The organism is Pseudomonas sp. ATCC PTA-122608 (genome assembly GCF_001952855.1).
Taxonomy (GTDB): Bacteria; Pseudomonadota; Gammaproteobacteria; order Pseudomonadales; family Pseudomonadaceae; genus Aquipseudomonas.
On the sequence record NZ_LPNO01000035.1, the window covers coordinates 57,824 to 83,880 of the forward strand.

Here is a 26,057-nt window from a genome sequence, read left to right on the forward strand (position 1 = left end):
TTTCGCGATGAATAATCCTTCCAGTACCTTCAATGAAATTCTTGACTGCGCGCGCTCACTCATTATCGGAGGTGGGTACAACGGTTTCAGTTACGCCGACATCTCTGAATTCGTGGGCATTCGCAAGGCAAGCATTCACCATCACTTTCCCACCAAGGTTGATCTCGTCCGCACGCTGGTCGAGCGTTATCGCGAAGAGGCCGAGGCCGGGATTGCGGCGCTGGAGCGTCACTACCCTGATCCCGCAGACCAGTTGCGTGCCTATATCGGTTATTGGCTCGACTGTGTCGGTGATGTGACCAAGGGCTATTGCGTGTGTGCCTTGCTCGCTACCCAGATTCCCGTGTTGCCTCAAGAGGTGGTTCTGGAAGTGAGGGCTCATTTTCGAGCGCTCTCTGCCTGGATTACTTCTGTGCTGGAGCGAGGGGCCAAGCAAGGAAAATTCGCTTTATCCTGTGATGCCCGCGCCGAGGCAGAGATGTTTATGGCAACGGTACATGGCGCAATGCTTTCTGCCCGGGCGTACGGCGATGCCGAAACCTTTGGTGCGATCACTCAGCCATTGCTGGACAGGCTTGTCATCACTCAAGGCTGAAGTCTGAGTTCCCCGGTTCCGGCTGATCCCCATCGACAGATAAGGGCTTGCGCTGGCGTAACGGCCGAGCCCGCTGTGGGGGCGATGGCGTTTGAACCGCTTCGGTTGATACCCATGTGAGCACGCTGGCAGGCTGCGCCAGCGCAGTGGTGGACAGGTTTATTGCGCATTCGAAGGGCACCCCGACGATATACACGCTGCCACAGGCGCGGTTGCGTGACACGGTCGCAGCCTGCGCATGGTCGGTGCTCTGCTCCCCAATGCCAGTGGTTTCGTCTGGAGCCTCATCGGCGCAATCATCCTCCAGGACCGCGAGTGTTCCCGTTAGGGCTCGCCCGCTCTTGCTCGTGGCGACGGGCATCATCTTTCGGCATGCCATCATTTGTTGCAGCATCACTTCGACGTCTGGTCGACGCGACAGGTTCGTGGCGGCCTCCGCTTGTGGGTTTGCGCCTGCGGCGGGCTTGAACTGCGCTTTCAACAGTGCCGGGAAGTCTGGGGCAGCGGCCTTCCCGCTCGGATTATCAGCGGGCTGCGTGGTCTTTGATAAAACATAAGGCAGCGGCGGCAGGGTGGAAATACGGGTCATAACAGATCCTCATGATCAGGCGCTGACGAATTCCCTGAATCGAAAGTAACTATCTACCAGTTGGAAGGTTAACTCAACCTGAAACGACCGATTGGCGTGACCGGTGCGCGTGGGGCAATCAGCCCGTCCCAATCATCTCGTCTGCCAGGTCTGCAAGGGCGCGAAGCCGCTCCATCTGCCGCATATCGTGGTGATAACCCATCCAGATATCGCGCCCGGGCGGCGGTTCGCCGGTGTCTAACAGTTTGAGTGCGGGCAATTGATCGCCCAGAACACGAGGCAGGACGGCAACGCCCAGGCCCAGCGTGCACATCTGTGCCTGAACCGTGCGGCTGCTGCTGGTGAACACGGTTCTGGCTTGTGGGTACAGCGCTTGTAACCAGAGCACATCCGGATAATGCGCTTGTGCAGTGTTCATGGTAATCAGGCCGACACCTTCACCACTATCTCGCGGCAGGAATGACGCCTGGGCACTCACGTACAGTCCGTAGCTCAGCGTAACGAGTCGCCTCTGGACGATGTCGGGCTCGGTGAAAGGAATGATCCGAAAGGCAATGTCTGCTTCCCTGCGCGTCAGGTCGAACAACCTGTGCCCCGCAATCACTTCGGGCACGATCAATGGATGACGTCTGACGAGCTCACCCAGGACGGGCCCCAGCACGTAACTGGCGAACCAGTCTGCCGAAGATATCCGCAACTGGCCCTCAGGCTGGTCGCTTTCGCCCGCGATGCGCCGCTCAATCGTCAGTGCACTGCGTTCCATTTCTTCGGCCAATTCGAAAATGCGTTCACCGCTGTCAGTCAGCACCAGCCCTGACGCGGTACGGCGGAAGAACACCTCGCCGCCGGCCTGCTCAAGCACCTGAAGGCGTCGCCCCACGGTGGGGTGGCTGACGCCCAACAGCTTGGCTGCAGCGCCCAGCGAACCTCCCCGCGCGATGGCCAGGAAGACGCGTAAGTCATTCCACTCCATGGTTTGCCCCGTACAAAAGTGAACAGTGAAGATGCAGTAATGGCAGTCCCGCCGCAACCCCTTCGGCTCGCACAATAGACCCAAGAACCCAGGCAGAGGCAACCGGCGATCAGGCCTGACGCATGCACCCACTGAAGGACACAACCATGACCCTTGAAACCCTGGCTGCTCGCCTGGAGGCGCTGGAAAGCCGCGCGGCAATCGAATCGCTCATCTCCACATATGCCAATGCGTTCGATCGCATTGACCCCGTTCTGTTACGCACGATTTGGCATGCCGACGCGACCCTGGAACTGCCGGGTTTTGGCGAGGGTGCCGGCCCGGAGGGTGTTGTAGCGATGGCTGAAGAGAGCTGGCGAAAGATGCCCCACATGCACCATTGGATGTCCAACCCGCTGATCCATATCGAGGGGGGCGTAGCCACGGCAACCGTCGCGGCTGACTGCCTCTTTCATGACATCGAAACAGGCCCGGTACAGGTCAGCGGCCTGTATCACGACCACTTCGAGCGCCGCGAAGGCCAATGGCGATTCACCGCGCGACGTTTCGAACTGCACTTCCTCACACCGCTGGAAAACTGGAAGCCCATTGCTGGTTCGGAAACGTTTGTCGGTATTTGAACGAGAAACCTGCTCGGGACTCATCCGCTGGCCGCCTGGCGGATAACGCGAGGCCCATCATCGATTGGTTGTATATGGAGACTGTCCATGTTCTGCAATGATGTTTCCAAACCTGACCCTCGCCGTTGGGCAATGTTCGTGGTTCTGCTTGTCGGCGCGTTCCTTCCACCGCTGGATTTTTTTATCGTCAATATTGCACTCCCGTCGATCCGTGAGGAGTTGGGTGCCTCGGCCTCTGCTGAACAGTTGGTCATTTCTTCGTATGCTGCGCTTTATGCCGTGACACTGATCACTGGCGGGCGGCTCGGGGACTTGTACGGGAGAGGCCGTATGTTTCTTCTCGGGCTGGTCGGCTTTGCGGCCGCATCGGTGCTTTGCGGCTTCGCAGGGTCGCCCTGGGTGTTGGTTGTCGGACGCGCCTTGCAGGGCGTGACGGCGGCCGTAATGGCGCCGCAGGCGCTCGCGTCGGTGCAGGCGATTTTCCCTGATTCGGAAAAGCCCCTTGCGCTCAGCCTCTATGGTGCTGTCTTCGGCTTGGCCGCTGTAATCGGGCAGGCCCTGGGCGGCATCCTGATTTCCCTTGATCTCATGGGGCTGGGGTGGCGAGCAATTTTCCTCGTCAACTTGCCGGTGGTGGCGCTGGTCGTGCTGTTTGGCATCCCCTTGTTGAAGGAGATGCGCGTGCGCCACGCAACCAGGCTGGACCTGGGCGGCATGGGCTTGTCGATAGCCTGCCTCGGTGCGCTCATTGTACCGCTGATCGTGGGCCGGGAAGCAGGTTGGCCGTGGTGGTCGTGGTTGTCTCTTCTTACTGTACCGATGCTTGGGCGCCTGTTCTGGCTTTACGAGACTCGCCTGGACCGTTCGGGCGGCGTGCCTCTTATCGTCCCGGCTGCATTGACGGCACCGGGGCTTGGCCGCGCGCTGATAATCGCATTGCTGTTTTACTCGATCGCGGTCTTCTTTCTGTTGTTCTCAGTCTATCTGCAGCAGGCGCTGCACGTATCCGCGCTGAGCGCCGGCCTTGTGTTCCTGCCATTTGGTGCAGGGCTTCTGGTAGGACCACTGCTGACGCCGTGGGGGCGGCGCATGCTCGGCGCTTATATCAATCCGCTCGGCATGGCCTTGGAGTCCATCGGGTTACTTGGGCTGGTCTGGCTCATCGTCGCGACACCGGTCGGGGTGCAACTGGCACCGGTGATCCTTGGCGCCATTCTGTTCGTGATTGGCCTCGGACAAGGCCTGACGATGCCGACGTTGATGCGAATGGTCACCGGCCGCGTTGCGTCGGCCTATTCGGGCATGATTGCCGGCATTGTCAGTTCGACCCTGCAAGTCAGCACCGCCCTCAGCGTCGCTGTAGTTGGCGGGGTGTTCTATACCATCCTCGGTCCGCGCACCGATCCGGCCGCGATCACCCAGGCATTTATCGCCGCGACCCTTTGCATTGTCTTTTGCCTGGTCACGGGTGCAGGGTTGGGCATTACCCTCGCTTGGCGATCCGTAGCCAATGCCTCTGTCCTGGGGGGCTTGAGCCCACCCCGGCAGTAATGGGGTGGGACAGTGAAAAAACGATAACGAAAGAGGACGACAGGAAGCAATTGCCCCGCTTAATAGGAAGCATTACTATTCACGCCCCGCCTCCCCAGTGCTCCCTTGATGACTCCCCAGCCGCCCCGCAGAACAGGCTTTTTCGAGCACTACGAAGAGTTGATCGGGACCTGGACGCGGCGCCTGAGAAACCGTCAGCAGGCCGAGGACCTGGCCCACGACACCTTTGTTCGGGTGCTTGAGGCCAAGCCTACTGCGGTTGAGCAACCTCGTGCCTACCTGCATCAAACGGCGCGCAATATCGCAGTTGACGCCTATCGTCGCGAAGACCGCCGGGAGGCGATGGCGTTGGAAGCCTTTGATCAGAGCCCGCCCCACGGTGGCGACCCGGAGCATTTCATGCACGCGATCCAGCTGGCGGACTCCATCGAGCGGGCCTTGGCCGAGTTGCCGCTGAACTGCCGCAAGATTTTCATCTGGCAGAAAATCGAGGGCCTGACCCAGCAGGAAATCGCCGAACGCCTGGGCCTGTCTAAAAACATGGTGGAAAAGTATATGATCCGCACCCTGCGGCATCTACGTGACCGCCTGGACGCAATGGCCCCATGACCAATGCCCGCTTTGAAACAGGACCTTCCATGATGGATACCCGTGAGTGTGCCTGCGGCAGTGCGACGGCCCGCGATGAGGCAGCGCAATGGTTTGTGCGTGTGCAGGACAGCCCGTTGAGCGTCGAAGAACGCGAACGGTTTGATGCCTGGCGCGCCGAGCATGCCGCACACCAGTACGAATTTGAGATGCTGCAAGGCTTGTGGAGCGCCACCGACCTGGTGCCCAAGGCACGCTTGCAGGCGTTGTGCGATTCCCCGGAACCGCGTGTGAAGCGCCGGCCAGTGCTGCGCTATGCGGTGGCGGCGAGCGTGCTGGCGGTGGCCCTGGGCCTTGGGTTGTTCAGTGGCCTGGATCATCCGGCGACGTATAACGCTGAATTCAGCACCGCGCTGGGGGAGCGCCGGCAGGTGGCGCTGCCCGACGGTTCACTGATGGATTTGAACAGCCGCAGTGTGGTGGCGGTGCACTACGTAAAAGGCCAGCGCGGCATCGAACTCAAGCAGGGCGAGGCGATGTTCAGTGTCGAGCACGACACCAGCCGGCCCTTTGTGGTGTCGGCCGGGGCAGGGCAGGTGACGGTCACCGGTACGCGTTTCGACGTGCGCCGCGATGACGACCAGACCCGCGTGGTGGTCGAGGCCGGGACGGTGAAGGTGCAAGGGCGCGCACCCGATGAGATCGTGATGCTTACCGCTGGCCGGGGGACCCATGTGGATGCCCGGGGCCAGGTGGCGGCTGCCTACGCCGTCAACCCCGAAGAGCTCACGGCCTGGCGCACCGGCAAACTGGTGTTCAACAACGCCACCCTCGGCGAAGTGGCCCGTGAAGTCTCACGTTACCGCGAGCAACCATTGCGGGTCAGTACCCCTGCGGTGAGCAACCTGCGCTTGACCAGCGTGTTCAAATCCACCGACACCGATGCCTTGCTCAAGGCCTTGCCGCACATTCTTCCGGTGGCCTTGCGTACCTTGCCCGACGGTAGCCAGGAAATAATTTCACGATAGATTCAGGTTTTTTCCGAGTTCTTCGTCTTCTTGTGCAACTGCAACTGGTTTGCATTAACAGCCGCACTCTCTTGCGATCACAGGACTCCGTTCGACGTGAAAAAACTCGCCGTGAAAAACAATAAATCATCCCGTTGGGCACCGCTGGCGCTGGCGCTGGCCGTCAGCGCCGCAGTGCCTGCGGCCTATGCTGACGACGCCATTCATATCCAGGCCCAGTCCCTGGGTTCGGCGTTGAGCCAGTTGGGTCAGCAGACGTCGCTGCAAGTGTTCTTCAGCCCCGACTTGGTCGCCGGCAAACAAGCCCCGGCCGTCGACGGCAACCTGTCGCCAGAACAAGCCCTGCGCCAATTGCTGCAAGGCAGCGGCCTGGATTATCAGATCGACGCTGGCTCCGTGACCCTGCGCCCGCTTGGCAAAGGCACCGGCGAAGCAGGTTCGCCGCTGGAGCTGGGTGCCACCGACATCAAGGTCGTCGGCGACTGGCTGGGCGACGCGAATGCCGAAGTGGTGCAGAACCACCCCGGCGCGCGCACCGTGGTCCGACGTGAGGCCATGGTGGAGCAGGGCGCGATGAGCGTCGGCGATGTGCTGCGGCGCATTCCCGGGGTGCAGGTGCAGGAAGCCAACGGTACCGGCGGCAGTGATATTTCCCTCAACGTCGGCGTGCGCGGCCTGACCTCGCGGCTGTCGCCACGCTCCACGGTGTTGATCGATGGCGTACCGGCGGCGTTTGCCCCGTACGGTCAGCCGCAGTTGTCGATGGCACCGATTTCCTCGGGCAACCTCGACAGCATCGACGTGGTCCGCGGCGCGGGCTCCGTGCGTTATGGGCCACAAAACGTCGGCGGTGTGATCAACTTCGTGACCCGCGCCATTCCGGAAAAATTCTCCGGTGAGGTCGGTACCACCCTGGAAACCGCGGCCCACGGCGGCTGGAAGCACATCGAAAACGCCTTCATCGGCGGCACCGCTGACAACGGTATCGGCGCGGCGTTGCTGTATTCCGGGACCAAGGGTGATGGTTACCGCGATCGCAACAACACCAACGACATCGACGACGTGATCTTCAAGACCCACTGGGCACCGACCGACCAAGACGATTTCTCGCTGAATTTCCACTACTACGACGCCAGCGCCGACATGCCCGGCGGCCTGACCCAGAAACAGTACGACGCCAACCCGTATCAATCGGTGCGTGACTGGGACAACTTCAGCGGTCGGCGCAAGGATATGTCTTTCAAGTACGTCCGGCAGATCGACGACCGTACCCAGGCTGAAGTGCTGACGTATTACTCCGACAGTTTCCGCGGCAGCAACATCGCCAACCGCGACCTGAAAACCCTGGGTTCCTACCCGCGCACCTACTACACCTTCGGCATCGAGCCGCGGGTGTCCCATGTGTTTGATTTGGGGCCGAGTACCCAGGAAGTCAGCGTCGGTTATCGCTACCTCAAGGAAGGCATGCACGAGCAAGCGACCAGCCTGGCGCTGGTCAATAACGTGCCGACTCCGGTGGGCCAGAATGACGGCCACGTTTACCAGGACCGTACCGGTGGTACCGAGGCCAACTCGTTCTATATCGATAACAAGATTGATATCGGCAAATGGACCGTTACCCCGGGCATACGCTTTGAGCAGATCCGTACCGAATGGCACGACCGTCCGGTAGTCGCCCTGAATGGCACCACGGTCCAGGAGAAGCGTCGCGAGATCCACAACAACGAACCGCTGCCGGCCCTGAGCGTGATGTACCACGTCTCCGATGCCTGGAAACTGTTTGCCAACTACGAAACGTCCTTCGGCAGCCTGCAGTACTTCCAACTGGGCCAGGGCGGAAACGGCGACCAGACCGCGAACGGCCTGAACCCGGAAAAAGCCAAGACCTACGAAATCGGTACTCGCTACAACGACAACGTCTGGGGCGGTGAAGTGACGTTGTTCTACATCGACTTCTCGGACGAGCTGCAATACGTCAGCAACGATGTGGGCTGGACCAACCTCGGCGCTACCAAGCACGAAGGTATCGAAGCGTCGGCCCATTACGACCTGTCGAACCTGGACCCACGCCTGGATGGCCTGACCGCCAACGCCGGCTTCACCTACACCAAGGCCACGTCCGAAGGCGACGTTGCCTTCAAGGGTCGCGACTTGCCGCTGTACTCCCGTGAAGTGGCTACCCTGGGGCTGCGTTACGACGTCAACCACTGGACCCATAACCTGGACGTCTACGCCCAGTCTGGCCAGCGTGCGCCGGGCACTGGCACCACCTATATCACCCAGCCGACCTCTGACGGCCAGTACGGGGATATTCCCGGTTACGTCTCGGTCAACGTGCGCAGCGGTTATGACTTCGGTGCGCGACTGTCGAACCTGAAGCTGGGCGCGGGGGTTAAAAACCTGTTCAACCAGGAGCACTACACGCGCTCCAGCGACAACAACTCCGGGATCTACCTGGGCCAGCCGCGCACGTTCTTTGTGCAGGCCAGCGTGGGGTTCTGACTCTCAGTTGATTTAAGCGGTCGCAGCCTGCTCCGGCATTGCCGGCACGGGCTGTGACCTTTCCTCGCTTTCACAGGAACTGAATCCGACCGTTCGGCCACACAGGTTTGCCCACTTTTCATACAGTACCTGGACGATCATTTCGTCGTGGTGCTCTGGAGGATGAGGCGCTCCCTGAAACCAGCCGCACAGGAGATGCCTATGTCGGTATCCATGTCCAATCAGACCACCGCCTCAATTCACAACAATACTGCGCCCCCGTGCCGACCCTGTATCGTTAAACCGCCAAAGCCGGACCCGGGAGCATGCCGGCCAGGCATCGGCAAGCCACCGAGGCCGGATCCAGAGCCGTGCCGACCAGGTATCGGCAGGCCGCCAAAGCCAGATCCAGAGGCATGCCGGCCAGGCATCGGCAAGCCACCGAGGCCGGATCCAGAGCCGTGCCGACCAGGTATCGGCAGGCCGCCAAAGCCAGACCCAGAGGCATGCCGGCCAGGCATCGGCAAGCCACCGAGGCCTGATCCAGAACCGTGCCGGCCAGGTATCGGCAGGCCGCCAAAGCCAGACCCAGAGGCATGCCGGCCAGGCATCGGCAAGCCACCGAGGCCGGATCCAGAACCGTGCCGGCCAGGTATCGGCAAGCCGCCAAAGCCAGATCCAGAGGCATGCCGGCCAGGCATCGGTAAACCGCCAAAGCCAGATCCAGAGCCGTGCCGGCCATGTATCGGTAAACCGCCGAAGCCGGATCCAGGAAATTGCGGGCCAGTTTATGGAAGGCCGGATCCGCATTACTCCAGGAGAAGCAATGACCAGTTGGCCGAACAACTTCTGACCGGCTTCAATGCTTTCAGGGACCGGGGAACGCAACACATTACGCAGCAAGGCCTGGAAAACATGGCCAGCAAGCGGTTGACAGGCAACCCGGCGGATGACCAGAACATCCTCCTGGCCAGAGAGATTCTGCGACGCCCGGACCTCATGCTAGGCCTTGATCGCAGCGGCTCGACCGGCCAGATGGACGACCGGTTCACCCGGCAAGACATCAATGCGCTCGTTCATTCCGACAACACCTTGAAGTATCAAGACGACAAGGAGCTTGCCCAACTGATGCTTCAGAATTTCAATGCCTTGAAGGGAGGATTTTTCAGCAATTCGATAAAAACCAATGAGCTGAATCGATTGGCTGCCATGCCGCTGACCGGTCGCCCGCAGACGGACGCACTCATTCAACTGGCGAGGGAAGTCACTCAGCGTTCAAGCGTGTTGGAGGCGATGGACAAGGCGGGCAGCGGTTATGCCAACGGCAAAATCAACAAGCACGCGCTGCGTGAGTTGTCTCGCTAACCCTTTCATGACCGATCACGCCGCGAGTCCTCCGTGGCGTGATGACGTCTTGAACACTCCGTTGCTTTACTCTCCCAGCCAGGGCTTAGACATGACGTCAATGTCGTTTGGGCCGCGCGATCCCGGCCCCCAGCCAGCAAGCGATCCGCCGCCGGGTGGTGATGTTTCGCCGCCGGGTAAAAATCGCGAGCAGGGGGCCGAGGCCCGGCGAGTGAAGAACTTCACCGGGCAGCACACGTTTCACGTGCCGGCTGCCGACGACTTCATCAAAGGCATGTTGCCCGATGGGCAGATGCCGGCGACTGAAGCTTGTGTATTACGCCGTTTTTGCGCAGCGATCGGGTCTATGGTCGGCGCGATCAAAGGCCTTTGGCAGCAAGCGACGCCGACCTCGCGAGGGCCCGGGAAAGCTGACTGATTTTTTGGTTTTTACATGTTGTCATTGGAACACTTCGCGGCAGAGGAACCATTGCCTGCAACACACCACACACTTTTGGCCTGTTTGTCGCGCGAGCGATACGGTCGCTGCCCGGGAGATGACCAGGCAGGCGTGGGTCTAAAATTGGTGGAGATGAATCATGAGAATTGATGGCGGGTCAGGCTATTTGCAGCACGGTAGTACAGGCCGATTTGACGTAAAACCGGATGATGGGCTGCGTCCCGCTCAGGCTGCGTCAAGTGAAACTGGCGATGCGGGTCGGCAAGCCAATCATCAATCTGGTGCCTCGGCTGTTCGGTCTTCCGGTTACCGGCCTCCTTTGCGCTCGGCCAGGCCCTATGAGGTGGTGCCCCATCATCGTACGCTGCAAAACGGTGTTGCTTCTCGTGCCGGGTCACCGAATCCCAACCTTCAGTTACCAGACAGCGAGTTGGTAAAAGCGCTGAAAACCAGTTTTTCCACGTTGAAAGAACTCCATGAAAAGTGACGGGCTGACACTGTCTTCACTGCAGCGAATCGCCGGCAAAAAAATCGGCGACAACCCGGTGTTCAACGCTGCGATTCTGTTGGCCAAGGCGCTTGTCCAGCGCCCGCGCTTGATCGATGCGATTACCGATCAAGACGGTTACATCACCCGGGAAAGCCTTTCGAAGGCCGAAAATGTGGTGTTCGGCAACAGCGATCCAAGCGCCTTCAGCCCGGATCCTTTCCACGCCAAGAGCAACGCCGAACTTGTCCAGGTATTCAAGGCAATGTTTACCGAGTTGCGTGACAGGTCCCAGGACCGCAAGGGGTTCTTTGAGCAGATCGGCTACGTCAACATCGAGTTGCTGGTTGCCATGAGCAAGGACCCGGACGAACTCGACAGCCAGGGTGAACCTCTCCTGGACCCTACCACCGGGCTGGCGCGAAAAAAATACGATGAACAGCAGGTGTATATGGCGAAGAATATTGTGGATCGGCCCGGGTTATTGCAGTCCCTGGAAAACGCCCACAGCGGCGGTCGGCGTATTTTTGGCAGCTATCACCAAGAGGGTTGGCTGAGTAATAAAACCCTTGATCGCTGGCTCGAGCACAACAAAACCCGATAGCCCGGGTAACGCCTCAACGAATGAGGCGTTACGGGGTTGCCCGTCATACCCGCAGTATTTTCCCGCTGATCGCCACGCCGATCAGCAGCACGGCAATCAGCACAAACGCCGTGCTCAGGCTGCTTCCGTGAGCGATAAAGCCGATCACCGCAGGGCCGGCGAGGATGCCGGTGTAACCCAGGGTGGTGATGGCGGGCACAGCAATGTGTTCCGGCATGACGGTTTGCTTGCCGACGGCGGTGTACAGCACCGGGACGATGTTCGAACACCCGGCGCCGACCAGCGCATACCCCAGTAGGGCGGTCTCCCACGCCGGGAATAGCGTCGCCAGCAGCATGCCGGCCGCCGCGAGGGCGCCGCCGAACACAATCACCCGGGTTGCGCCCAGGCGGCGAACAATCCTGTCGCCGGTGAGGCGGCCGACGGTCATGGTCAAGGCAAAGGCTGCATAGCCGAGGCCCGCATAGGCTTCGTCAAGGCCGCGCTCGGCGCTCAGGAAGACCGCGCTCCAGTCCAGCACGGCGCCTTCGGCGAGAAACACGATGCAGCACAGGCAGCCGATAAACAGCACCACGCCGTGGGGTATGGCAAAGGCCGGCCCGGAGCTTTCACTGCCGTAAGGCAGCAAGTGCGGCCCGGCCTTGAGCAAGGCCACCGCGATGACGACGATGACGGCGAGAGTGGCCTGCAATGGCGACAAGCCCAGCCCCAGCAACCCGCTGACACCCGCCGCACCGACAATCCCGCCCAGGCTGAACAGCCCGTGGAAGCCCGACATCATGGTCTTGCCGCTGGCCCGTTCGACCATCACCGCTTGCAGGTTGACCGTGGAGTCCACCGTGCCGAGGCCGGCACCAAACACGAACAGCGCGGCCATCAACAGCGGAATCGAAGTGACCGTTGCCAGCATCGGCAGGCCCAGGCAAATCAGGATCGTCCCGCCAGTGGCCACTCGGCGGATGCCGTAGCGCGAGGCCAGGGCACCCGCGACCGGCATCGCGATCATCGATCCCACGCCGAGGCACAGCAGCAACAGGCCGAGGGTGCCCTCATTGAGTTGGGCGCGGGCCTTGGCATAAGGCACCAGCGGTGCCCAGGCGGCGATGCCGAAACCTGCGATAAAAAACGCGATACGGGTCGACATTTGTTCCAGCCGCCCGGGTACCACGGGCGCTGGGGTGCTGATGGCGGTCATGAAAAATCCTTGGTTTTGCGTTCAACGAACGATGTGCAGCGCAACATCCTTGCACATCAGGCCGTATCGAGCGAGCCGGGTTCCTTGGGTGTACCTGAACACGGGGCAACAATTTTTTCTGGATCATGGAACGCGATCGGCCTTTGCAACCACTATCAGCCTGTAGGACGAGTAATCGCCTGCTGTGCGAGGTGGTCTGGAAGGTGCGTAATCCCCGCGAGAACTGGCGAACCCCGGGATTCTTGCGGTGGATTACCACCTTCCAGGCCGATCCTCTCACTTCAGCAGCCGAGCCAACTCGGGATCCCGCACCTGCAACACTTCAAACAAGCCCAGGGCTTGCAACGCGGGGAGGGCCTGCAGCATGTCCTGTTCGGCCACTAATCGCTGTTCACCCGGGGTGGCCGGATCGCACCAGGTTCTGGCATTCGCAAGGAATGCCCCCACCGTGCCTTTGCGCACTGTCACGCCATTGAACTGGCCTTGGTCGAGATGATCGGGAAGCAGGTCTTCTGCACGCATGACGCAGTCCTCAATGAACGAATCCGCAGTCTAGGCGTACACATATGGCTACACTGCCTTATCCGGGCCATTCAATACGGTAAAGCTGCCATATGCTGCCAACCTTCGTTTCACCTCAACTCGCCAACGCAATCGGCGGTCCCTTGCTGGTGGCAACGTTGCGGAGCAGCCCCGTCGAACGCACCACTGCGCCCCATCAGCATGCCCGGGGGCAATTGCTCGGAGCCCAGCGCGGGTTGCTCTCGGTGCAGGCGGCGCACCAGCATTGGGTGGTGCCGGCCACTCACGCGGTGTGGATTGCCCCCGGTTGTTCCCACGCCTTGCGTTCCCACGGGCCGTTTGATGGCTGGAGTGTGTATGTCGACCCTCAGGCGTGTACCGGTCTGCCGCAACAGACCTGCGTTATCGCCACGTCGTCCTTGTTACTGGAGGCTGTCAGGCGCGCGGCAACCTGGGCCGAGCCCATGCTGGAGCCGCCACAGGTACGGATTGCCCAGGTGATCCTTGATGAAATCGCCGGCTTGCCCCAGGAGCCATTCGGCTTGCCGCTGCCCCAGGACCCACGCTTGCTGCGCATCGCCCAGGCGCTGGCCGACAACCCCGACGACAACCGCCTGCTGGAACAATGGGCGCAATGGGCCGGACTCTCTGCCCGCACACTGGCCCGACGGTTTGTCGCCGAGACCGGGTTCACCTTCAGCCAATGGCGCCAGCGCGCGCGATTGTTGCGCGCGTTGGAGTTGCTGGCGGCCCATGCACCGGTCACTCGGGTTGCGCTGGACCTGGGTTATGAAAACGTCAGTGCCTTTATTGCCATGTTCCGACGCACGTTCGGGACGACGCCGGGGCGGTACTTCATGGATGGCGCAACCGACTACGGGCATACACCGCCACAATCACGAAACAGCCCATAGGTAATAAATAAGCCAGCGCCACCGTGCTGTTATCCGCGACCTTGCCCATCAAGTAGGGCATCAGGGCACCGCCGACAATCGCCATGATCATGAATGAACTGCCGCGCTTGGTATGCGGCCCGAGGTTTTTCACGCCCATGGCGAACAGCGTCGGGAACATGATCGACATGAAGAAGAACACCGCAATCAGCGCGATCACCGAGATGCCTTCGAGGCCAATCGCTACCAGCGCGCACAATGCGATATTGATCAACGCATACAAAAGCAGCAGCTTCTGCGCGCTGACCCGTCCCATCAACCAGGTACTGAAAAAGCGCCCGAACATGAAGGCCAGCATCGCGATCGACAGCAGGTAAGCCGCTTGCTGATTGCCCATCTGTGCCCAGTGCTCGGTGACGTAGTTGATAAAAAATGCACCGACCCCGACCTGGGCCGCCACGTAGAAAAACTGCGTGATCACCCCACCGACGAATTCCGGATATTGCCACAGCCCTTTGCCAGTCTCCGGTTGCAGTGCCTGCTCCTGGGCGCGCAAGTCCGGCAGCGGCGTGCGGGCGATCAACAGCGCCACCAGCAACACCAGAACGGCGATCACCACGTAGGTGGTTTGCAGCGAACTCATGTCCGACGCCGGCGTACTGCCGACGCTGAAAAACATTGCGCCACCAATCAGCGGCCCGAAGAACTGACCAAGGCCGTTGAACGATTGCGCCAGGTTCAACCGCCGCTCGGCGCCCTGGGGCTCGCCCAGCACCGTGGCGTACGGGTTGGCAGCGGTCTCAAGGCAGCCCAGGCCGCAGGCGATGACGAACAGCGCGAACAGGAAGAACGGGAAACTCGCCGCCGCTGCCGCCGGCATGAACAGCAACGCGCCCGCTGCATAGAGGCACAAGCCCAGCAGGATCCCGGCCTTGTAGCCGTGGCGGTCCATCAGTAATCCGGCCGGCAGGGCGATCAGGAAATACGCGCCGAAATACGCGCTTTGCAACAGCCCGGACTGGGCCTTACTGACGTGCAGCACTTCCTGGAAATGCTTGTTCAGTACGTCCAGCAAACCGTAGGACAAGCCCCACAGGAAGAACAGACTGGTCACCAGCATCAGCGCCCAGCGATAGGTCGGCACGGCACGGGTGCCTGCCAGGTGTGTGTCTTTGCTTAACATGACGCTTCTCCTGTTGTTTTTATGGGATCAAGGCGTGCGATGCAGCGGGTACTAGGGTTGGTCGGTGAGGCTGAAAACCTGCGTCAGCGGCTGCCATTTGCCGCCAGGATCAGTCCATGGCGTGGGCGCCTGGAAACGCCACATCAGGGTTTCCCAGGCTTGCACTTCAGGGTTGGCGCGTGCGGCGTGGTCCAGTCCTTCGAAGCTGAAACCGGCCGCAGTGTCCATGACCATGAACAGCCGCGTGCCCAGGCGCCAGATCTGCATCTCTACGATGTGCTGGCTGCGCAGATGTTCGGCCACGGCGGGCCAGATGCGTTGATGCAACTGCTGGTACTCGTCGATCAATGCCGCATCGTCGATCAGGTCCAGGGCCAGGCAGTAACGTTGGCCGCTCATGTCAGCGCCCGGTCCAGATGGGTGTAGCCACCGTCCACCACCAGCCATTGCCCGGTGGTGTGAGACGCGCGAGGTGAGAGCAGGAACAGCACGCTGTCGGCAATTTCCTCGGGGGTGGTCATCCGTTTGCCCAACGGGATTTTTTCGACGATGGCGGCGAGCTTGGCCTCTGGGTTGTCGAAGCCGTCGATCCAGCGCTGGTACAACGGCGTCAGCACCTCGGCAGGCACCACCGCATTGACCCGGATGCCGAACTCCAGCAAGGAGGCTGCCCATTCCCGAGTCAGGGACAGCTGCGCTCCTTTGGCGGCGGTATAACCGCTGGTGCCACCTTGGCCGGTGAGGGCCGTCTTGGAGCTGATATTCACGATCGCCCCGCGACTGGCCTTGAGGGCGTCGAGGCACAGGTGGGTCATGAGGTAGTAGTGAATCAAGTTTTTTTCCAGGGATTCGACAAAGGCAGCACGGCCGGCGTCCAGCCCCACACCGTCATTGACCCCGGCATTGTTCACCAGGCCGTCGATGCGCCCGAAGCGTTGCAACACTTCGTTGACGGCCGCGCGGCAGGCGTCTTCATCGCGCAACTCGACGCGGATGAAGTGGCTTTGGCCTTGCTGTTCCAGCTCGGCCGCGAACGCTGGCGACAACGGTTGATGACCGAAAATCACCGGGATCGCGCCTTCGGCAATCAGCCCCATGGAGATGGCGGCGCCAATCCCCGAGCCGCCGCCGGTGACGATGATCACGCGTTCCTGCAAATGCAAATTCATGGGCAGTTTCCTTCAAGGTGATAGACCCGCTGGGCGGTGCCGCCCCAGATCGCCTGCTGTTCATTGGGCGACAGCTGGCCGAGGGTCTGTTGCAGCAATTGGCAGGTGCCCTGGTATTCGCCTGCCAGCAGGCACACCGGCCAGTCCGAGCCGAACATCAAGCGCTCGGCGCCGAACAGTTCCAATGCCAGTTCGATATAAGGGCGCAATGCCCGCGCGTTGCGCTGATCGGGCCCGGCTTCGGTGAGCAGGCCCGACAGCTTGCAACTGACGTGGGGCAGGGCGGCCAGGGGCGCCAGGTGTTCTGCCCAACCGGCCGGGCCGTTGGCGATGTCGGGCTTGCCCAGGTGATCCAGCACCAGATGATGCTGGTCGTGGCGTTGGCACATGGCGGTGGCGGCATCGAGGTCGGCGCAGCGGATCAGCACCTCATAGACGTAGCCTTGTTGTTGCAGGTGACGCAGGCCGCGGGCGAATCCCGGGTCAGCCATGAAACTGGCAGGCGTAGGTTCGTCTTGAATCTGATGCCGAAAGCCCTTGAGTCTCGGTGCGTCGCGCCACTGTTCCAGGTGTTGTTCAAGGCTTGGGGCGCACAGGTCGACCCAGCCGACGACGCCGAGTATCCACGGGTGCTGCCGCGCCATATCCAGCAGCGCGTCGGTTTCCTGCTCACCCGCGCGGGCCTGCACCGCAATGCAGCCGTCCAGTTCGGCAACGTCGAGTAACGGCCGTAGATCCTGTGGGAGAAAGTCCCGCCGCAGGTCAGCCTCAGCCGCACCGATCCACGGATAATCAGCGGCCCGGTAGCGCCAGAAATGCTGGTGCGCATCGAGCCTCAGAGGTGATGGGGACGACATTATTATTGTGCTCCGTCCAATCAAATGTGTGCTTCAGGTCACGGCCGGTGGCGGAATTGCTCCCGGGACGCGGCTTTCATCTGGATCGAGAAACCCGGTGCCTTGGGCGGCAGATAAGCCGCATCGCGCACCACACACGGTTCCTCGAAATGCTCGTGCAAATGGTCGACATACTCGATCACCCGGCCTTCATGAGTGCCGGCGATGCACAGGTAATCGATCATCGACAAATGCTGCACGTACTCGCAAAGCCCTACACCGCCAGCATGGGGGCAAACCGGCAGGCCATATTTGGCCGCCATCAGCATCACTGCCAGCACCTCGTTGACCCCACCCAGGCGGCAGGCGTCAATCTGCACCACGTCGATGGCTTCGCGCATGATCAATTGCTTGAAGATGATCCGGTTCTGGCACATCTCGCCGGTGGCGACTTTGACCGGTGCCACACCCAGGCGAATCTTGCGATGGCCTTCGATATCGTCGGGGCTGGTGGGCTCCTCGATAAACCACGGCTTGGCAAACGCCAATTCGCGCACCCAATCAATGGCGGTGTCGACTTCCCATACCTGGTTGGCATCGATCATCAGTTGGCGGTCAGGCCCCAGTACTTCGCGGGCGATGCGCACGCGGCGCAGGTCGTCCTGCAAGTCATGGCCGACCTTGAGTTTGACGTGGTTGAACCCGGCATCCACTGCTTCCTGGCACAGCCTGCGCAGCTTTTCGTCGCCGTAGCCGAGCCAGCCGGCGGAGGTGGTGTAGCAGGGGTAGCCATTGGCTTGCAGGTCGGCCATGCGTTCGGCCTTGCCCTCGGCGCGTTCGCGCAGCAAGGCCAGGGCTTCGCTGGAGGTGATGCAGTCGGTGATGTAACGGAAGTCGATGCACCGCACCAACTGTTCCGGGCTCATGTCGGCCACCAGGCGCCACAGGGGTTTGCCTTCGGCCTTGGCCCATAAATCCCACGCGGCGTTGACGATAGCGCCGGTGGCCAGGTGGATGGCGCCCTTGTCCGGGCCAATCCAGCGCAACTGGCTGTCGCTGGTGACATGGCGCCAGAAACGGCCCATGTCTTCGGCAATCCATTCCAGGGTCAAGCCCACCAGCAGCGGCTGCATGGCCTGGATTGCTGCGCAGCAAATCTCGTTGCCACGGCCGATGGTGAAGGTCAGGCCATGGCCTTCAAGGGCCGGGTTGTCGGTCTGCAAAATCACATAGGCGGCCGAGTAGTCCGGGTCCGGGTTCATGGCGTCGGAACCGTCCAGGGACTGGGACGTAGGAAAGCGGATATCTTCGACGCGAATCGCGGTAATGGTGGTCATGAACGGCTCCTTGGTTCTTGTCAGGCGTCGACCGTGATCTGGTTCTGTTCGCCAAGGCCTTCGATGCCCAGGCGAATCTTTTGCCCTGGCTTGAGGTAGACCGGCGTGGGCTTGATCCCCAGGCCCACACCGGGCGGGGTGCCGGTGGAAATCACGTCTCCTGGTTGCAGGCTCATGAACTGGCTGAGGTAGCTGATCAGTTTGGGGATCTGGAAAATCATCGTGCGGGTGTTGCCGTTCTGGTAGCGATGGCCGTCGACTTCCAGCCAGATCGACAGTTGGTGCGGGTCGGCGATTTCATCGCGGCTGACCAGCCACGGGCCCAACGGGCCGAAGGTGTCGCAGCCTTTGCCCTTGTCCCAGGTGCCGCCGCGTTCCAGCTGGAATTCGCGTTCGGAGACGTCGTTGATCACGCAGTAGCCGGCCACGTGCTGCATGGCCTGGCTTTCGTCGATGTAACGACCGCCCTGGCCGATCACCACGCCCAGTTCGACTTCCCAGTCGGTCTTGGTGGAGTGGCGGGGGATTTCGACGTTGTCGTTGGGGCCGACAATGGCGCTGGTCCATTTGTTGAAGATGATCGGTTCGTCAGGGATCGGCGCTCCGGTTTCGGCGGCGTGATCGGCGTAGTTCAGGCCGATGCAGATGAATTTTCCTACTTGGCCGACACAGGCACCCAAACGCGGATTGCCCGGTACCAAGGGCAGGCTCGCGGGGTCGAGCTCTTGCAGGCGAGCGAGGTTTTGCGGGAGCAGGGCGTCACCGGCGACATCGCTGATGTGAGCGGACAGGTCACGCAGACGTCCATCAGCGTCCAGCAGGGCCGGACGTTCCTGGCCTTTTTCACCATAGCGCAGCAGTTTCATGAGCAATCCTCTTATTGGAAGTGGGCGGTCAGTTGCTCCAGCCGCCGTCAATGATCTGGGTGGTGCCGGTGGTAAAGGCGCTGGCATCGGAGCCAAGGTACAGCGCCAACTGGGCAATTTCCTGGGGTGTACCCAAGCGTCCCATCGGCTGACGCGCGGTGAAGGCGGCGTATACCTCATCCTGCTGGCGACCTTCACGGCTGGCTTGTTCGATGATGCGTTGCTGCAGCGAAGGCGACTCCACGGTGCCGGGACAAATGGCGTTGCAGCGAATGCGTTGGGTGACAAAATCCGCCGCGACCGACTTGGTCAGGCCGATGACCGCGGCCTTGCTGGCGCAATAAGCAAAGCGGTTGGGCACGCCCTTGAGGCTGGAGGCTACCGACGACATATTGATGATCGAACCGCCGCCCGCCGCGAGCATCCCCGGCAGAAATGCGCGGATCATGCGGTACATGGCGGTGACGTTCAGGTCCAGGGCAAACGTCCAGTCGCTTTCCGGGCATTCAAGAATATTGCCGGCGTGCACCACGCCTGCGCAGTTGAACAGCACATCGAGCGGGCCGATTTCGGCAGCAAGGCGTTGGATGGCGCTGGCGTCGGTGACATCCAGCAATACCGTTTGCGCGCCCGGCAAGTCGGCGAGCGCCTGTTGATTGATGTCGGCTGCAATCACTTCGGCGCCGGCCGCCAGATAGGCTTCGACGCTGGCGCGGCCAATCCCTTGGGCGGCGGCGGTGATCAGCACGCGTTTACCGGTGAGGTCCATGACAGACTCCCTTGATTTTTATTATTGGCTCAATGGTCAGGCCATTGAGGGCGTAAAACGCCTGCATCTGTGGCATAGCGAACCCCGGAGGGTTTGCTATGATCAGCACACTGGAAACGATCCAATGGTCAGGCCATTGATCCAATTTTTAGCATGGGTCTTCCCGGTCAACAAGCGGCTTTTTCGCGGGTTGATCACGTTGACCGTGCTGTGCATGAATCGAGCTGAGCCTAGATGCCATTTCAAGTGATTGATAACCAACGTCTTTATCGACAAATCGCCGACCAGTTGCGGGCGTTGATCGACAGTGGAGAATTTCCGCCGGGCAGCCGTCTGCCGGCTGAACGCGAACTGGCCAAGCTGTTGGGGGTGAGCCGCGCCTCCGTTCGTGAAGCGATGATTGCCTTGGAGGTGATCGGGTTGGTGGACGTGCGGGTGGGCAACGGCGTGCTGGTGTGTGAGCCGGTGCAGCCGAAAGTCAGCCAGGAACCGGTAATGGCCCAGGCCACCCGGGATCAATGGAAAGAGTTCGATCCGGAACTCAACCTGCACGTCGATTTCAATGCCGAGATTCCGCCGTTTTCCTTGCTCCAGGCCCGTCGCCTGATTGAGCCGGAAGCTGCCGCCCTGGCGGCCAAACATGCCACTGACGAGGAACTCGCGGGTATCCGTGAGGCCTTCGAGCGCAACGTGCAGGATAACCGCGAAGGCTCCCACACCCACCCAGGCGATCGCCTGTTTCACATCCGCATCGCCCAGGCCTCGGGCAATCCGGCCTATGCGCTGATGATTGCGCACCTGCTGGGGCATCGTTACGGCAGCATGTTCCAGCGGTTGCAAGCGCATTACACCTCGGACGACATGCCCCATCGCTCGGAAGACGAGCACCGCAAGATCCTTGATGCACTGGAACAACGGGACGTGGAAGGTGCGCGACAGGCCATGCGCAAGCATCTGGAGGAAGTGGTACGGATCTTTATGCGGACTGCGCAATGACTGTGTTCTACGACGCCCGCGGCAACATCTACGGTGTGGTAAGCCCGGCGCAGTTACGCACCCAGGGAATCGACGTGCCGGATCGCGCCGACTTGGCCGCTGGCACCCGGGGTGTTTGGGCATCGGCGGCGATTGCTGCCGAGTGCGGTTGGGGTACTTTGCCGCGCCCGGCAGAGGCCAAGGAGCATCGCTGTGACGGCTTGTTGGTGGGGCCGTTTCAGGCAGCGCCGCCCTTTGACCTGTTGATCGTCAACACGGATGGCTCCCTGGCCGAACGCAGTGGCAATGGCCTGACGATTTTTGCGCAGTCGTTGACCGACCTGGGATTGATGGCGCAAGGCTGCGACCTGCGGGTGCATCACGACAAGGCGGATGCACTGTCGCCAGTGGTTACGCGAGTTGAGCCTGCGGAGTATGAACAGATGCAGGGCTTCTGGCTGGCGTTGGGGCGTCCCGAATTCGGGCCTGTGGCGGTAGGGGCTGTTGGCGTTGGCTCGGTTTCGCTTGAGGGAACCGAGGTGAGTCATGTTTTGCCACTGGCTGCGCTTAATCCTGAGTGGCGCCACAGCCAGTTTGTACGGGTGGGCAACCCTCATTGTGTAACGTTGGTACAGGATGCGTCGGCGTTGCCGGACAACGCGCAGATGCATCGGCCAGCGTTGTTCGATCCGCTAAAGGCGATTGCTTTTGCACCCCCTGTCGGGGCCGGCCAACCGTGTATTTCCGGGGTCAACCTGCAATGGGTTGCGCGGGATTCAGGCAACCGCGTCATCGCGCGGGTGTTCGAGCGTGGTGAGGGGCCGACGGCGTCGTCCGGGACCAGCGCCAGTGCGGTGGCTTGCGCCGCCTGGTCTGTAGGATGGGTGACTGCGGGTGAGGTGGCGGTGGTGATGCCGGGCGGTACTGCACCGGTGCGGCTGCAGGCTGAGGCGGGTGAAGTGTTGAGCGTTAGCCTGTTCGGGACGGCGCGGGTGCAAGAACTCTGAAAGAGGAATGACTGGCTTAATTATCTTTGTCGGTCGGTTCCTTATAAATAAGTAATCTTGGTGAATAGTCGTGTAGGAGTATTCCTGTTGTTGAATGCTGGCTGTTTAACTGTATTTCCGTAATTCATAAAAGACTCTTCCAATATCAATGTACGAATCTTCTTTTTTATTTTGAGGCGGTCGATTTTTGCCTGAAGGCGCTAGTATTCCTGGGGATCAGGCACTTTTAATCGGCTTCGAATTGAGTGGTTTTCTCTTCGTTTTCTGAAAGGGGTATTTCAATTCGACAATGAATGGCGGGTAACAACGGATGTTGAACACGCTTGTTTCGTCACGCTTCAAATTGATCGTCGCAGGAATAAAACAGGAACTTCAGGTACTGGCGTTTAAAGGCAGCGAGAGTATTGATCAGCCTTTTTTCATTGAAGTGCAGTGGGTCAGTGAAAACCCCGGCCTTGATCTGGAGGAGCTGCTTCACCAACCGGCCTATCTGGATTTTGGTGAGCCGGGTGAAGGCCTTCACGGGCAGATCTATGCCGTTGGCCGGGACGACCCGGGGCGGCGCCTGACCCGCTACCACCTGACCCTTGCTCCGCGTCTGGCGTACCTGGTCCACCGTAGCGACCAGCGGGTTTTCCAGCAGCGCAGCGTGCCGCAAATCATCGCGGCGGTGCTTGAGCATCACGGTATTTTCGCCGATGCCTATGCGTTTGAGTTAGGGCCGGTGGTGTACCCGCCACGTACGTTCTGTGTGCAATACGCGGAAACCGATCTGCATTTTATCCAGCGGCTGTGCGAGGAAGAGGGCATCCACTACCACTTTCGCCACAGTGCGGACGGCCATGTACTGGTGTTTGGTGATGATCAGACGGTGTTTCGTCGTTTGCCGGCGCAGCACTATTGTGCGGCCGGTGGCCCAGCGGCCGAAGCATTGGTGATCCAGCGTTTCGATGTGCGCCTGGCCACACGCAGCGCTCAAGTTGTTCTGCGTGACTATGACTTTGAACATCCGTCGTCGCGCCTGCACGAGCAGGCCGGATCTTCCCCGGCACTTGAGAACTATCAATACCCAGCGGGATTCACGGGGCACCTGCGAGGTTCGCAGTTGGCCCGTCGGGGCCTGGAACGTCATCAGCGGGACCGTCATCGGGCGTTGGGCCGCAGTGATCAGCCGGCTTTGCGCAGTGGGCATTTCCTGGAACTGCGCGGCCACCCGGACCTCTCCTGCAATGACTTGTGGCTGATCACCAGCGTGCGCCACGAAGGCTATCAGCCGCAGGTGCTGGAGGAGGCGGTGGTGGATACCGAGGCATTCCAAGGCTATCGCAATCGATTTACCGCAACGCCCTGGCGCGCCGCTTACCGCCCGCCGCTCAAGCACCCCAAACCGCGTATCAGCGGCAGCCAGACCGCAACCGTCACCGGCCCCGTGGGTGAGGACGTGCATTGCGACGCACACGGGCGGGTGAAAATTCGCTTTCATTGGGACCGGCTGGACAAGAACGACGACAAGAGCAGCTGCTGGGTGCGGGTGGCATCCGGTTGGGCGGGCGACAGCTTTGGCGCGGTGATGATCCCGCGCGTGGGCATGGAGGTATTGGTGACGTTCCTGGAGGGCGACCCGGACCGGCCAGTGATCAATGGTTGCCTGCCTAACACGTTGCAACCGGTCGCCTATCCGTTGCCGCAACACAAGACCCGTAGCGTTCTGCGCAGCCGCAGTTCGCCGGGCGGGTCGGGAGCTAACGAGCTGCACCTCGAGGACCGCAGCGGCCAGGAGCTCATCTACCTGCGCGCCCAGCGCGACCTGGAGCAGCAGGTCGGCCACGACAGTCGGCTGGAGGTGCTGGGCGAACGCCAGGAAACCATTCACGGCTTGAGTGCGGCCACTCTTGGGAGTGAGGAACATCGCAGCATTGCCGGGCACCGCAAGGTCCGGCTTGAGGCGGATGATCACCTGCACGTGCAGGGCAACAGCCAAACCCATGTAGGCCATACCCTGGTGATCGAAGCGGGGCAACAGGTCCATCTGAAGGCGGGTGCCAACCTGGTTATCGATGCCGGTGCGCAGTTGAGCTTCAAGGCCGGTGGTGAGCATCTGCTGATTCAAGCCGGCGGGATCTTCAGCAGTCGCCCGATCACGCTGGGCGGTGTGCCTGCCGGGACCCGAACAGCCAACCCTGTCGGGCCGGGTGACGTGACTGCCTCAGCCGCATTTGTAGCGGACGGGCCAAAGGTTTCGGTTACCCAAGGCGCAATCATGGAGCTGGCCAGACGACTGGATGCGGACTTCTGTCCAGTGTGCGAGCGCTGCCGCGAAGGCCTGTGCGAATCCACGGGGAGGGCGGCTTGATGGAGATCGCGCCTGGCCAGTGGATGGCTGAACAGCAGCAGGCAGGGCGCCGGCTTTGCCTGGTTCTACAGGGTGAAAGCGATGCGCGCGGGGTACTGCTGGCGACACGCACGTTCGCTGAGTATCGCAGCCTCTATGGTGAAACCGTCGCATCGGAAATGGCGGCGGACGGGCCGATGCTCCTGTTGCTCGACCATGTCAACGAGCCCGGATTGGTGGGCTTGTTGCAAAACCCTCAGCGTAATTGGGGATGGTTGGGCAGCCTGCCTGGTGATGATTTATCGGGTGTTACCCGGCATTGGCGCGACAGGTTAGTGGTGGGAGCGCCGGGGAGCCAGGCGCTGTACCGCTTCCACGATAACCGCACCTTGGCGCGGGCTTTGGTTCACCTGCCTGCTCAGGACTGGCCCGCTTTTCTCGGTCCGCTGATCAGCGTGTGTTACTGGCAGGGTGAGCGTTGGTGCCGTGGTGATAACCCGGCTCCTGGGATTTATCCGGTGCCTGGCCCTGCACCGTGGCTGGAGGTTCCGAATCCTCAGGCGGGAGCGATTTTGCAGGCCAATATCCTGCGTTATCTGCTGGCTGAGTACAGCGAGGCGCTCAGTCAACTGGCTGAATTTCAGGACCCGAGAATCTGGCTGGAACAGGTGCTGGAACAAGCGCGGGGTTGGCAATGGGAGAGGCCGGAACAGCTGGAGTTTTTGGTGGTGCGGCGGTTGGTAGAAGCCACTTGGGACGTGCTTATTCGATGGCAGCCGATGCGTGGGGAAGTGGCGGAGGATCATTTTCAGCGGGTGGTTGGGGAGTGGCGTCGGGTGGAGCGGGAGCAGCAGGATGCGTAGAGGATTTATGTTGAGCGTGTGGCGAGGGTTGCTCGTTTGTGGCGGGCTGGCTGTTTCTGGCTGTGCAATGAAACCGGCGGACAGTTTCACCCTGGAAGTCGATTTGCCGGCGAATTTTCGCTTCAAGAGTGATGCGGCTTACCGGCCCGCAACGGGTGAGACCTGCACCCTGCCCAAACGACGGGGCAAGCGGCCGGAGGACAAGGTGTTTGACACCCTCGGCAAGCCGGTGGCCCATCGGGTGAGCTTTGAGGTACCACTGACGGAGAGGGTGGATGGGTGCCCGTTGGTGTTGCGCAGTATTACGTTTGATATGTATGCGAAGTGGGGAGAGCGGTCGACGGATATTGGAGGGGATTTCGCATTCATCAATGTGCTGGATCGGTTGGAAGAAGGTAGGGCCGGGATGCCTGAGTCGGGTGTTCAGGAGTTGCGGGGGCGGTGTCAGTGGTTGTTCCGGACGGTAGGTCCGCTGCATGCAATAAGAAAAATCCTGAAGTGCAATTCATTGGACGGTGGAGGGCGGCTACTCAAAGCGCGTGCGGGTGGAGTTTTGCAGCGAGACCAGTTAAATGGAAAAAACGTCCGCATGGTATTGGAGTTAATGCGCGAAGAGCGTCCTTACATGGGTGATAACTGGGTTCGGTTCCCCCAGGGGTGGAAGCGTTGCTTCGGGAAAAGTCAGGAAGATCAATTTGCCTTTTGCCGGGGAAATACCACTGATTTTAAACCTTTCAAAATGCCTGACGGCCGCGAATGCATGATTTACCCAACCTGCACTGAATAAGGA

The 26,057-nt window shown here is 60.7% G+C and carries 28 protein-coding genes; 16 read left to right on the top strand and 12 right to left on the bottom strand.

Annotation, left to right across the window (positions count from 1 at the left end):
• The first annotated feature begins 7 nt into the window (after positions 1–7).
• The gene (locus tag AU074_RS23355) at positions 8–595 is read left to right on the top strand and encodes a TetR/AcrR family transcriptional regulator (RefSeq protein WP_076016716.1); all 588 of its coding nucleotides are present in this window, start codon (positions 8–10) and stop codon (positions 593–595) included.
• On the opposite strand, the gene AU074_RS23360 is transcribed toward AU074_RS23355, so the two are convergent.
• The gene (locus tag AU074_RS23360; protein ID WP_076016717.1) at positions 582–1,184 is read right to left on the bottom strand and encodes a hypothetical protein; all 603 of its coding nucleotides are present in this window, start codon (positions 1,182–1,184) and stop codon (positions 582–584) included. The genes AU074_RS23355 and AU074_RS23360 overlap by 14 nt on opposite strands.
• 118 nt (positions 1,185–1,302) lie before the next feature.
• Positions 1,303–2,157, bottom strand: a complete 855-nt coding sequence (locus AU074_RS23365) for a LysR family transcriptional regulator (RefSeq protein ID WP_076016718.1) — start codon at positions 2,155–2,157, stop codon at positions 1,303–1,305.
• 146 nt (positions 2,158–2,303) lie between these two features.
• Between AU074_RS23365 and AU074_RS23370 the strand changes: the two genes are divergently transcribed.
• The 5 genes from AU074_RS23370 (at position 2,304) to AU074_RS23390 (ending at position 8,446) form a co-directional block, all read left to right on the top strand.
• A complete protein-coding gene (locus AU074_RS23370; protein WP_076016719.1) occupies positions 2,304–2,777 on the top strand; it encodes a nuclear transport factor 2 family protein in 474 nt (157 codons plus the stop codon).
• Positions 2,778–2,864: 87 nt separating this feature from the next.
• Complete coding sequence (locus AU074_RS23375; protein WP_076016720.1) at positions 2,865–4,328, top strand: MFS transporter; 1,464 nt, start codon at positions 2,865–2,867, stop codon at positions 4,326–4,328.
• A gap of 108 nt (positions 4,329–4,436) precedes the next feature.
• Positions 4,437–4,937, top strand: a complete 501-nt coding sequence (locus tag AU074_RS23380; protein WP_076016721.1) for a sigma-70 family RNA polymerase sigma factor — start codon at positions 4,437–4,439, stop codon at positions 4,935–4,937.
• A gap of 32 nt (positions 4,938–4,969) precedes the next feature.
• Positions 4,970–5,944 carry a FecR family protein gene (locus tag AU074_RS23385; protein ID WP_076017131.1) on the top strand — a complete coding sequence of 325 codons (975 nt, stop codon included), beginning with the start codon at positions 4,970–4,972 and terminating at the stop codon, positions 5,942–5,944.
• Between the two features lie 96 nt (positions 5,945–6,040).
• Positions 6,041–8,446 carry a TonB-dependent receptor gene (locus tag AU074_RS23390; RefSeq protein WP_076016722.1) on the top strand — a complete coding sequence of 802 codons (2,406 nt, stop codon included), beginning with the start codon at positions 6,041–6,043 and terminating at the stop codon, positions 8,444–8,446.
• Between the two features lie 277 nt (positions 8,447–8,723).
• Here the strand turns inward: AU074_RS23390 and AU074_RS23395 are convergent, their stop codons facing one another.
• Positions 8,724–9,140 carry a hypothetical protein gene (locus AU074_RS23395; RefSeq protein WP_143503655.1) on the bottom strand — a complete coding sequence of 139 codons (417 nt, stop codon included), beginning with the start codon at positions 9,138–9,140 and terminating at the stop codon, positions 8,724–8,726.
• Positions 9,141–9,259: 119 nt separating this feature from the next.
• Here AU074_RS23395 and AU074_RS23400 point away from each other — a divergent pair, with 119 nt between their 5' ends.
• From AU074_RS23400 to AU074_RS23410, 4 genes are all read left to right on the top strand, one after another.
• On the top strand, positions 9,260–9,790 hold the full coding sequence (locus tag AU074_RS23400; RefSeq protein ID WP_076016724.1) for a hypothetical protein: 531 nt from the start codon (positions 9,260–9,262) through the stop codon (positions 9,788–9,790).
• Positions 9,791–9,881: 91 nt separating this feature from the next.
• Positions 9,882–10,208 (top strand): hypothetical protein, encoded by a 327-nt coding sequence (locus AU074_RS34615; protein WP_256576947.1) that lies wholly within the window; start codon positions 9,882–9,884, stop codon positions 10,206–10,208.
• A gap of 160 nt (positions 10,209–10,368) precedes the next feature.
• The gene (locus AU074_RS33670; RefSeq protein WP_143503657.1) at positions 10,369–10,716 is read left to right on the top strand and encodes a hypothetical protein; all 348 of its coding nucleotides are present in this window, start codon (positions 10,369–10,371) and stop codon (positions 10,714–10,716) included.
• The gene (locus AU074_RS23410; RefSeq protein ID WP_076016725.1) at positions 10,706–11,320 is read left to right on the top strand and encodes a type III secretion effector protein; all 615 of its coding nucleotides are present in this window, start codon (positions 10,706–10,708) and stop codon (positions 11,318–11,320) included. Before AU074_RS33670 ends, AU074_RS23410 begins: the two co-directional genes overlap by 11 nt.
• A gap of 43 nt (positions 11,321–11,363) precedes the next feature.
• Here AU074_RS23410 and AU074_RS23415 read toward each other — a convergent pair whose 3' ends face one another.
• Together AU074_RS23415 and AU074_RS23420 are read right to left on the bottom strand one after the other, a co-directional pair.
• Positions 11,364–12,515, bottom strand: a complete 1,152-nt coding sequence (locus AU074_RS23415) for an MFS transporter (protein WP_076016726.1) — start codon at positions 12,513–12,515, stop codon at positions 11,364–11,366.
• A 276-nt stretch (positions 12,516–12,791) separates the two neighbouring features.
• Complete coding sequence (locus AU074_RS23420) at positions 12,792–13,037, bottom strand: hypothetical protein (RefSeq protein ID WP_076016727.1); 246 nt, start codon at positions 13,035–13,037, stop codon at positions 12,792–12,794.
• A 92-nt stretch (positions 13,038–13,129) separates the two neighbouring features.
• On the opposite strand from AU074_RS23420, the gene AU074_RS23425 reads away from it, so the two are divergent.
• Positions 13,130–13,951 (top strand): helix-turn-helix domain-containing protein, encoded by an 822-nt coding sequence (locus AU074_RS23425; protein ID WP_076016728.1) that lies wholly within the window; start codon positions 13,130–13,132, stop codon positions 13,949–13,951.
• Here the strand turns inward: AU074_RS23425 and AU074_RS23430 are convergent.
• The 7 genes from AU074_RS23430 to AU074_RS23460 are packed head-to-tail and all read right to left on the bottom strand — an operon-like array spanning position 13,893 to position 20,090.
• Positions 13,893–15,113, bottom strand: a complete 1,221-nt coding sequence (locus tag AU074_RS23430; protein WP_076016729.1) for a sugar MFS transporter — start codon at positions 15,111–15,113, stop codon at positions 13,893–13,895. The two genes, AU074_RS23425 and AU074_RS23430, sit on opposite strands and share 59 nt — an antisense overlap.
• A 51-nt stretch (positions 15,114–15,164) precedes the next feature.
• Positions 15,165–15,512: an L-rhamnose mutarotase gene (locus AU074_RS23435; RefSeq protein WP_076016730.1), complete on the bottom strand. Its 348-nt coding sequence runs from the start codon at positions 15,510–15,512 to the stop codon at positions 15,165–15,167.
• The gene (locus tag AU074_RS23440; protein WP_076016731.1) at positions 15,509–16,282 is read right to left on the bottom strand and encodes an SDR family oxidoreductase; all 774 of its coding nucleotides are present in this window, start codon (positions 16,280–16,282) and stop codon (positions 15,509–15,511) included. Before AU074_RS23440 ends, AU074_RS23435 begins: the two co-directional genes overlap by 4 nt.
• Complete coding sequence (locus AU074_RS23445) at positions 16,279–17,139, bottom strand: amidohydrolase (RefSeq protein WP_076016732.1); 861 nt, start codon at positions 17,137–17,139, stop codon at positions 16,279–16,281. The genes AU074_RS23440 and AU074_RS23445 overlap by 4 nt, the downstream gene beginning before the upstream one ends.
• Before the next feature lie 38 nt (positions 17,140–17,177).
• The gene (locus AU074_RS23450; protein ID WP_076016733.1) at positions 17,178–18,455 is read right to left on the bottom strand and encodes an L-fuconate dehydratase; all 1,278 of its coding nucleotides are present in this window, start codon (positions 18,453–18,455) and stop codon (positions 17,178–17,180) included.
• A gap of 20 nt (positions 18,456–18,475) precedes the next feature.
• Positions 18,476–19,321, bottom strand: coding sequence for an ureidoglycolate lyase (locus AU074_RS23455; RefSeq protein ID WP_076016734.1), 846 nt, complete (start codon positions 19,319–19,321; stop codon positions 18,476–18,478).
• Between the two features lie 28 nt (positions 19,322–19,349).
• Positions 19,350–20,090 carry an SDR family oxidoreductase gene (locus tag AU074_RS23460; RefSeq protein ID WP_076016735.1) on the bottom strand — a complete coding sequence of 247 codons (741 nt, stop codon included), beginning with the start codon at positions 20,088–20,090 and terminating at the stop codon, positions 19,350–19,352.
• A 234-nt stretch (positions 20,091–20,324) separates the two neighbouring features.
• Here AU074_RS23460 and AU074_RS23465 point away from each other — a divergent pair, with 234 nt between their 5' ends.
• From AU074_RS23465 to AU074_RS23485, 5 genes are all read left to right on the top strand, one after another.
• Positions 20,325–21,086: a FadR/GntR family transcriptional regulator gene (locus AU074_RS23465; protein WP_076016736.1), complete on the top strand. Its 762-nt coding sequence runs from the start codon at positions 20,325–20,327 to the stop codon at positions 21,084–21,086.
• Positions 21,083–22,072, top strand: coding sequence for a diaminopimelate epimerase (locus AU074_RS23470; protein ID WP_076016737.1), 990 nt, complete (start codon positions 21,083–21,085; stop codon positions 22,070–22,072). Before AU074_RS23465 ends, AU074_RS23470 begins: the two co-directional genes overlap by 4 nt.
• Before the next feature lie 310 nt (positions 22,073–22,382).
• Positions 22,383–24,425, top strand: coding sequence for a type VI secretion system tip protein TssI/VgrG (gene tssI / locus AU074_RS23475; protein WP_076016738.1), 2,043 nt, complete (start codon positions 22,383–22,385; stop codon positions 24,423–24,425).
• The gene (locus AU074_RS23480; protein WP_076016739.1) at positions 24,425–25,267 is read left to right on the top strand and encodes a DUF4123 domain-containing protein; all 843 of its coding nucleotides are present in this window, start codon (positions 24,425–24,427) and stop codon (positions 25,265–25,267) included. The genes tssI and AU074_RS23480 overlap by 1 nt, the downstream gene beginning before the upstream one ends.
• Positions 25,260–26,054: a hypothetical protein gene (locus AU074_RS23485; RefSeq protein WP_076016740.1), complete on the top strand. Its 795-nt coding sequence runs from the start codon at positions 25,260–25,262 to the stop codon at positions 26,052–26,054. Before AU074_RS23480 ends, AU074_RS23485 begins: the two co-directional genes overlap by 8 nt.
• The last annotated feature ends 3 nt before the right edge of the window (positions 26,055–26,057 follow it).

Bases quoted from the DNA above. Each gene is read 5' to 3' on its own strand.
- AU074_RS23420 (WP_076016727.1), bottom strand. From the start codon at position 13,037: ATGCGTGCAGAAGACCTGCTTCCCGATCATCTCGACCAAGGCCAGTTC.
- AU074_RS23450 (WP_076016733.1), bottom strand. From the start codon at position 18,455: ATGACCACCATTACCGCGATTCGCGTCGAAGATATCCGCTTTCCTACG.
- AU074_RS23435 (WP_076016730.1), bottom strand. From the start codon at position 15,512: ATGAGCGGCCAACGTTACTGCCTGGCCCTGGACCTGATCGACGATGCG.
- AU074_RS23480 (WP_076016739.1), top strand. From the start codon at position 24,425: ATGGAGATCGCGCCTGGCCAGTGGATGGCTGAACAGCAGCAGGCAGGG.
- tssI (WP_076016738.1), top strand. From the start codon at position 22,383: ATGTTGAACACGCTTGTTTCGTCACGCTTCAAATTGATCGTCGCAGGA.
- AU074_RS23365 (WP_076016718.1), bottom strand. From the start codon at position 2,157: ATGGAGTGGAATGACTTACGCGTCTTCCTGGCCATCGCGCGGGGAGGT.
- AU074_RS23355 (WP_076016716.1), top strand. From the start codon at position 8: ATGAATAATCCTTCCAGTACCTTCAATGAAATTCTTGACTGCGCGCGC.
- AU074_RS23370 (WP_076016719.1), top strand. From the start codon at position 2,304: ATGACCCTTGAAACCCTGGCTGCTCGCCTGGAGGCGCTGGAAAGCCGC.
- AU074_RS33670 (WP_143503657.1), top strand. From the start codon at position 10,369: ATGAGAATTGATGGCGGGTCAGGCTATTTGCAGCACGGTAGTACAGGC.
- AU074_RS23430 (WP_076016729.1), bottom strand. From the start codon at position 15,113: ATGTTAAGCAAAGACACACACCTGGCAGGCACCCGTGCCGTGCCGACC.
- AU074_RS23465 (WP_076016736.1), top strand. From the start codon at position 20,325: ATGCCATTTCAAGTGATTGATAACCAACGTCTTTATCGACAAATCGCC.
- AU074_RS23375 (WP_076016720.1), top strand. From the start codon at position 2,865: ATGTTCTGCAATGATGTTTCCAAACCTGACCCTCGCCGTTGGGCAATG.
- AU074_RS34615 (WP_256576947.1), top strand. From the start codon at position 9,882: ATGACGTCAATGTCGTTTGGGCCGCGCGATCCCGGCCCCCAGCCAGCA.
- AU074_RS23470 (WP_076016737.1), top strand. From the start codon at position 21,083: ATGACTGTGTTCTACGACGCCCGCGGCAACATCTACGGTGTGGTAAGC.
- AU074_RS23485 (WP_076016740.1), top strand. From the start codon at position 25,260: ATGCGTAGAGGATTTATGTTGAGCGTGTGGCGAGGGTTGCTCGTTTGT.
- AU074_RS23380 (WP_076016721.1), top strand. From the start codon at position 4,437: ATGACTCCCCAGCCGCCCCGCAGAACAGGCTTTTTCGAGCACTACGAA.
- AU074_RS23455 (WP_076016734.1), bottom strand. From the start codon at position 19,321: ATGAAACTGCTGCGCTATGGTGAAAAAGGCCAGGAACGTCCGGCCCTG.
- AU074_RS23410 (WP_076016725.1), top strand. From the start codon at position 10,706: ATGAAAAGTGACGGGCTGACACTGTCTTCACTGCAGCGAATCGCCGGC.
- AU074_RS23425 (WP_076016728.1), top strand. From the start codon at position 13,130: ATGCTGCCAACCTTCGTTTCACCTCAACTCGCCAACGCAATCGGCGGT.
- AU074_RS23360 (WP_076016717.1), bottom strand. From the start codon at position 1,184: ATGACCCGTATTTCCACCCTGCCGCCGCTGCCTTATGTTTTATCAAAG.
- AU074_RS23445 (WP_076016732.1), bottom strand. From the start codon at position 17,139: ATGTCGTCCCCATCACCTCTGAGGCTCGATGCGCACCAGCATTTCTGG.
- AU074_RS23460 (WP_076016735.1), bottom strand. From the start codon at position 20,090: ATGGACCTCACCGGTAAACGCGTGCTGATCACCGCCGCCGCCCAAGGG.
- AU074_RS23415 (WP_076016726.1), bottom strand. From the start codon at position 12,515: ATGACCGCCATCAGCACCCCAGCGCCCGTGGTACCCGGGCGGCTGGAA.
- AU074_RS23440 (WP_076016731.1), bottom strand. From the start codon at position 16,282: ATGAATTTGCATTTGCAGGAACGCGTGATCATCGTCACCGGCGGCGGC.
- AU074_RS23385 (WP_076017131.1), top strand. From the start codon at position 4,970: ATGGATACCCGTGAGTGTGCCTGCGGCAGTGCGACGGCCCGCGATGAG.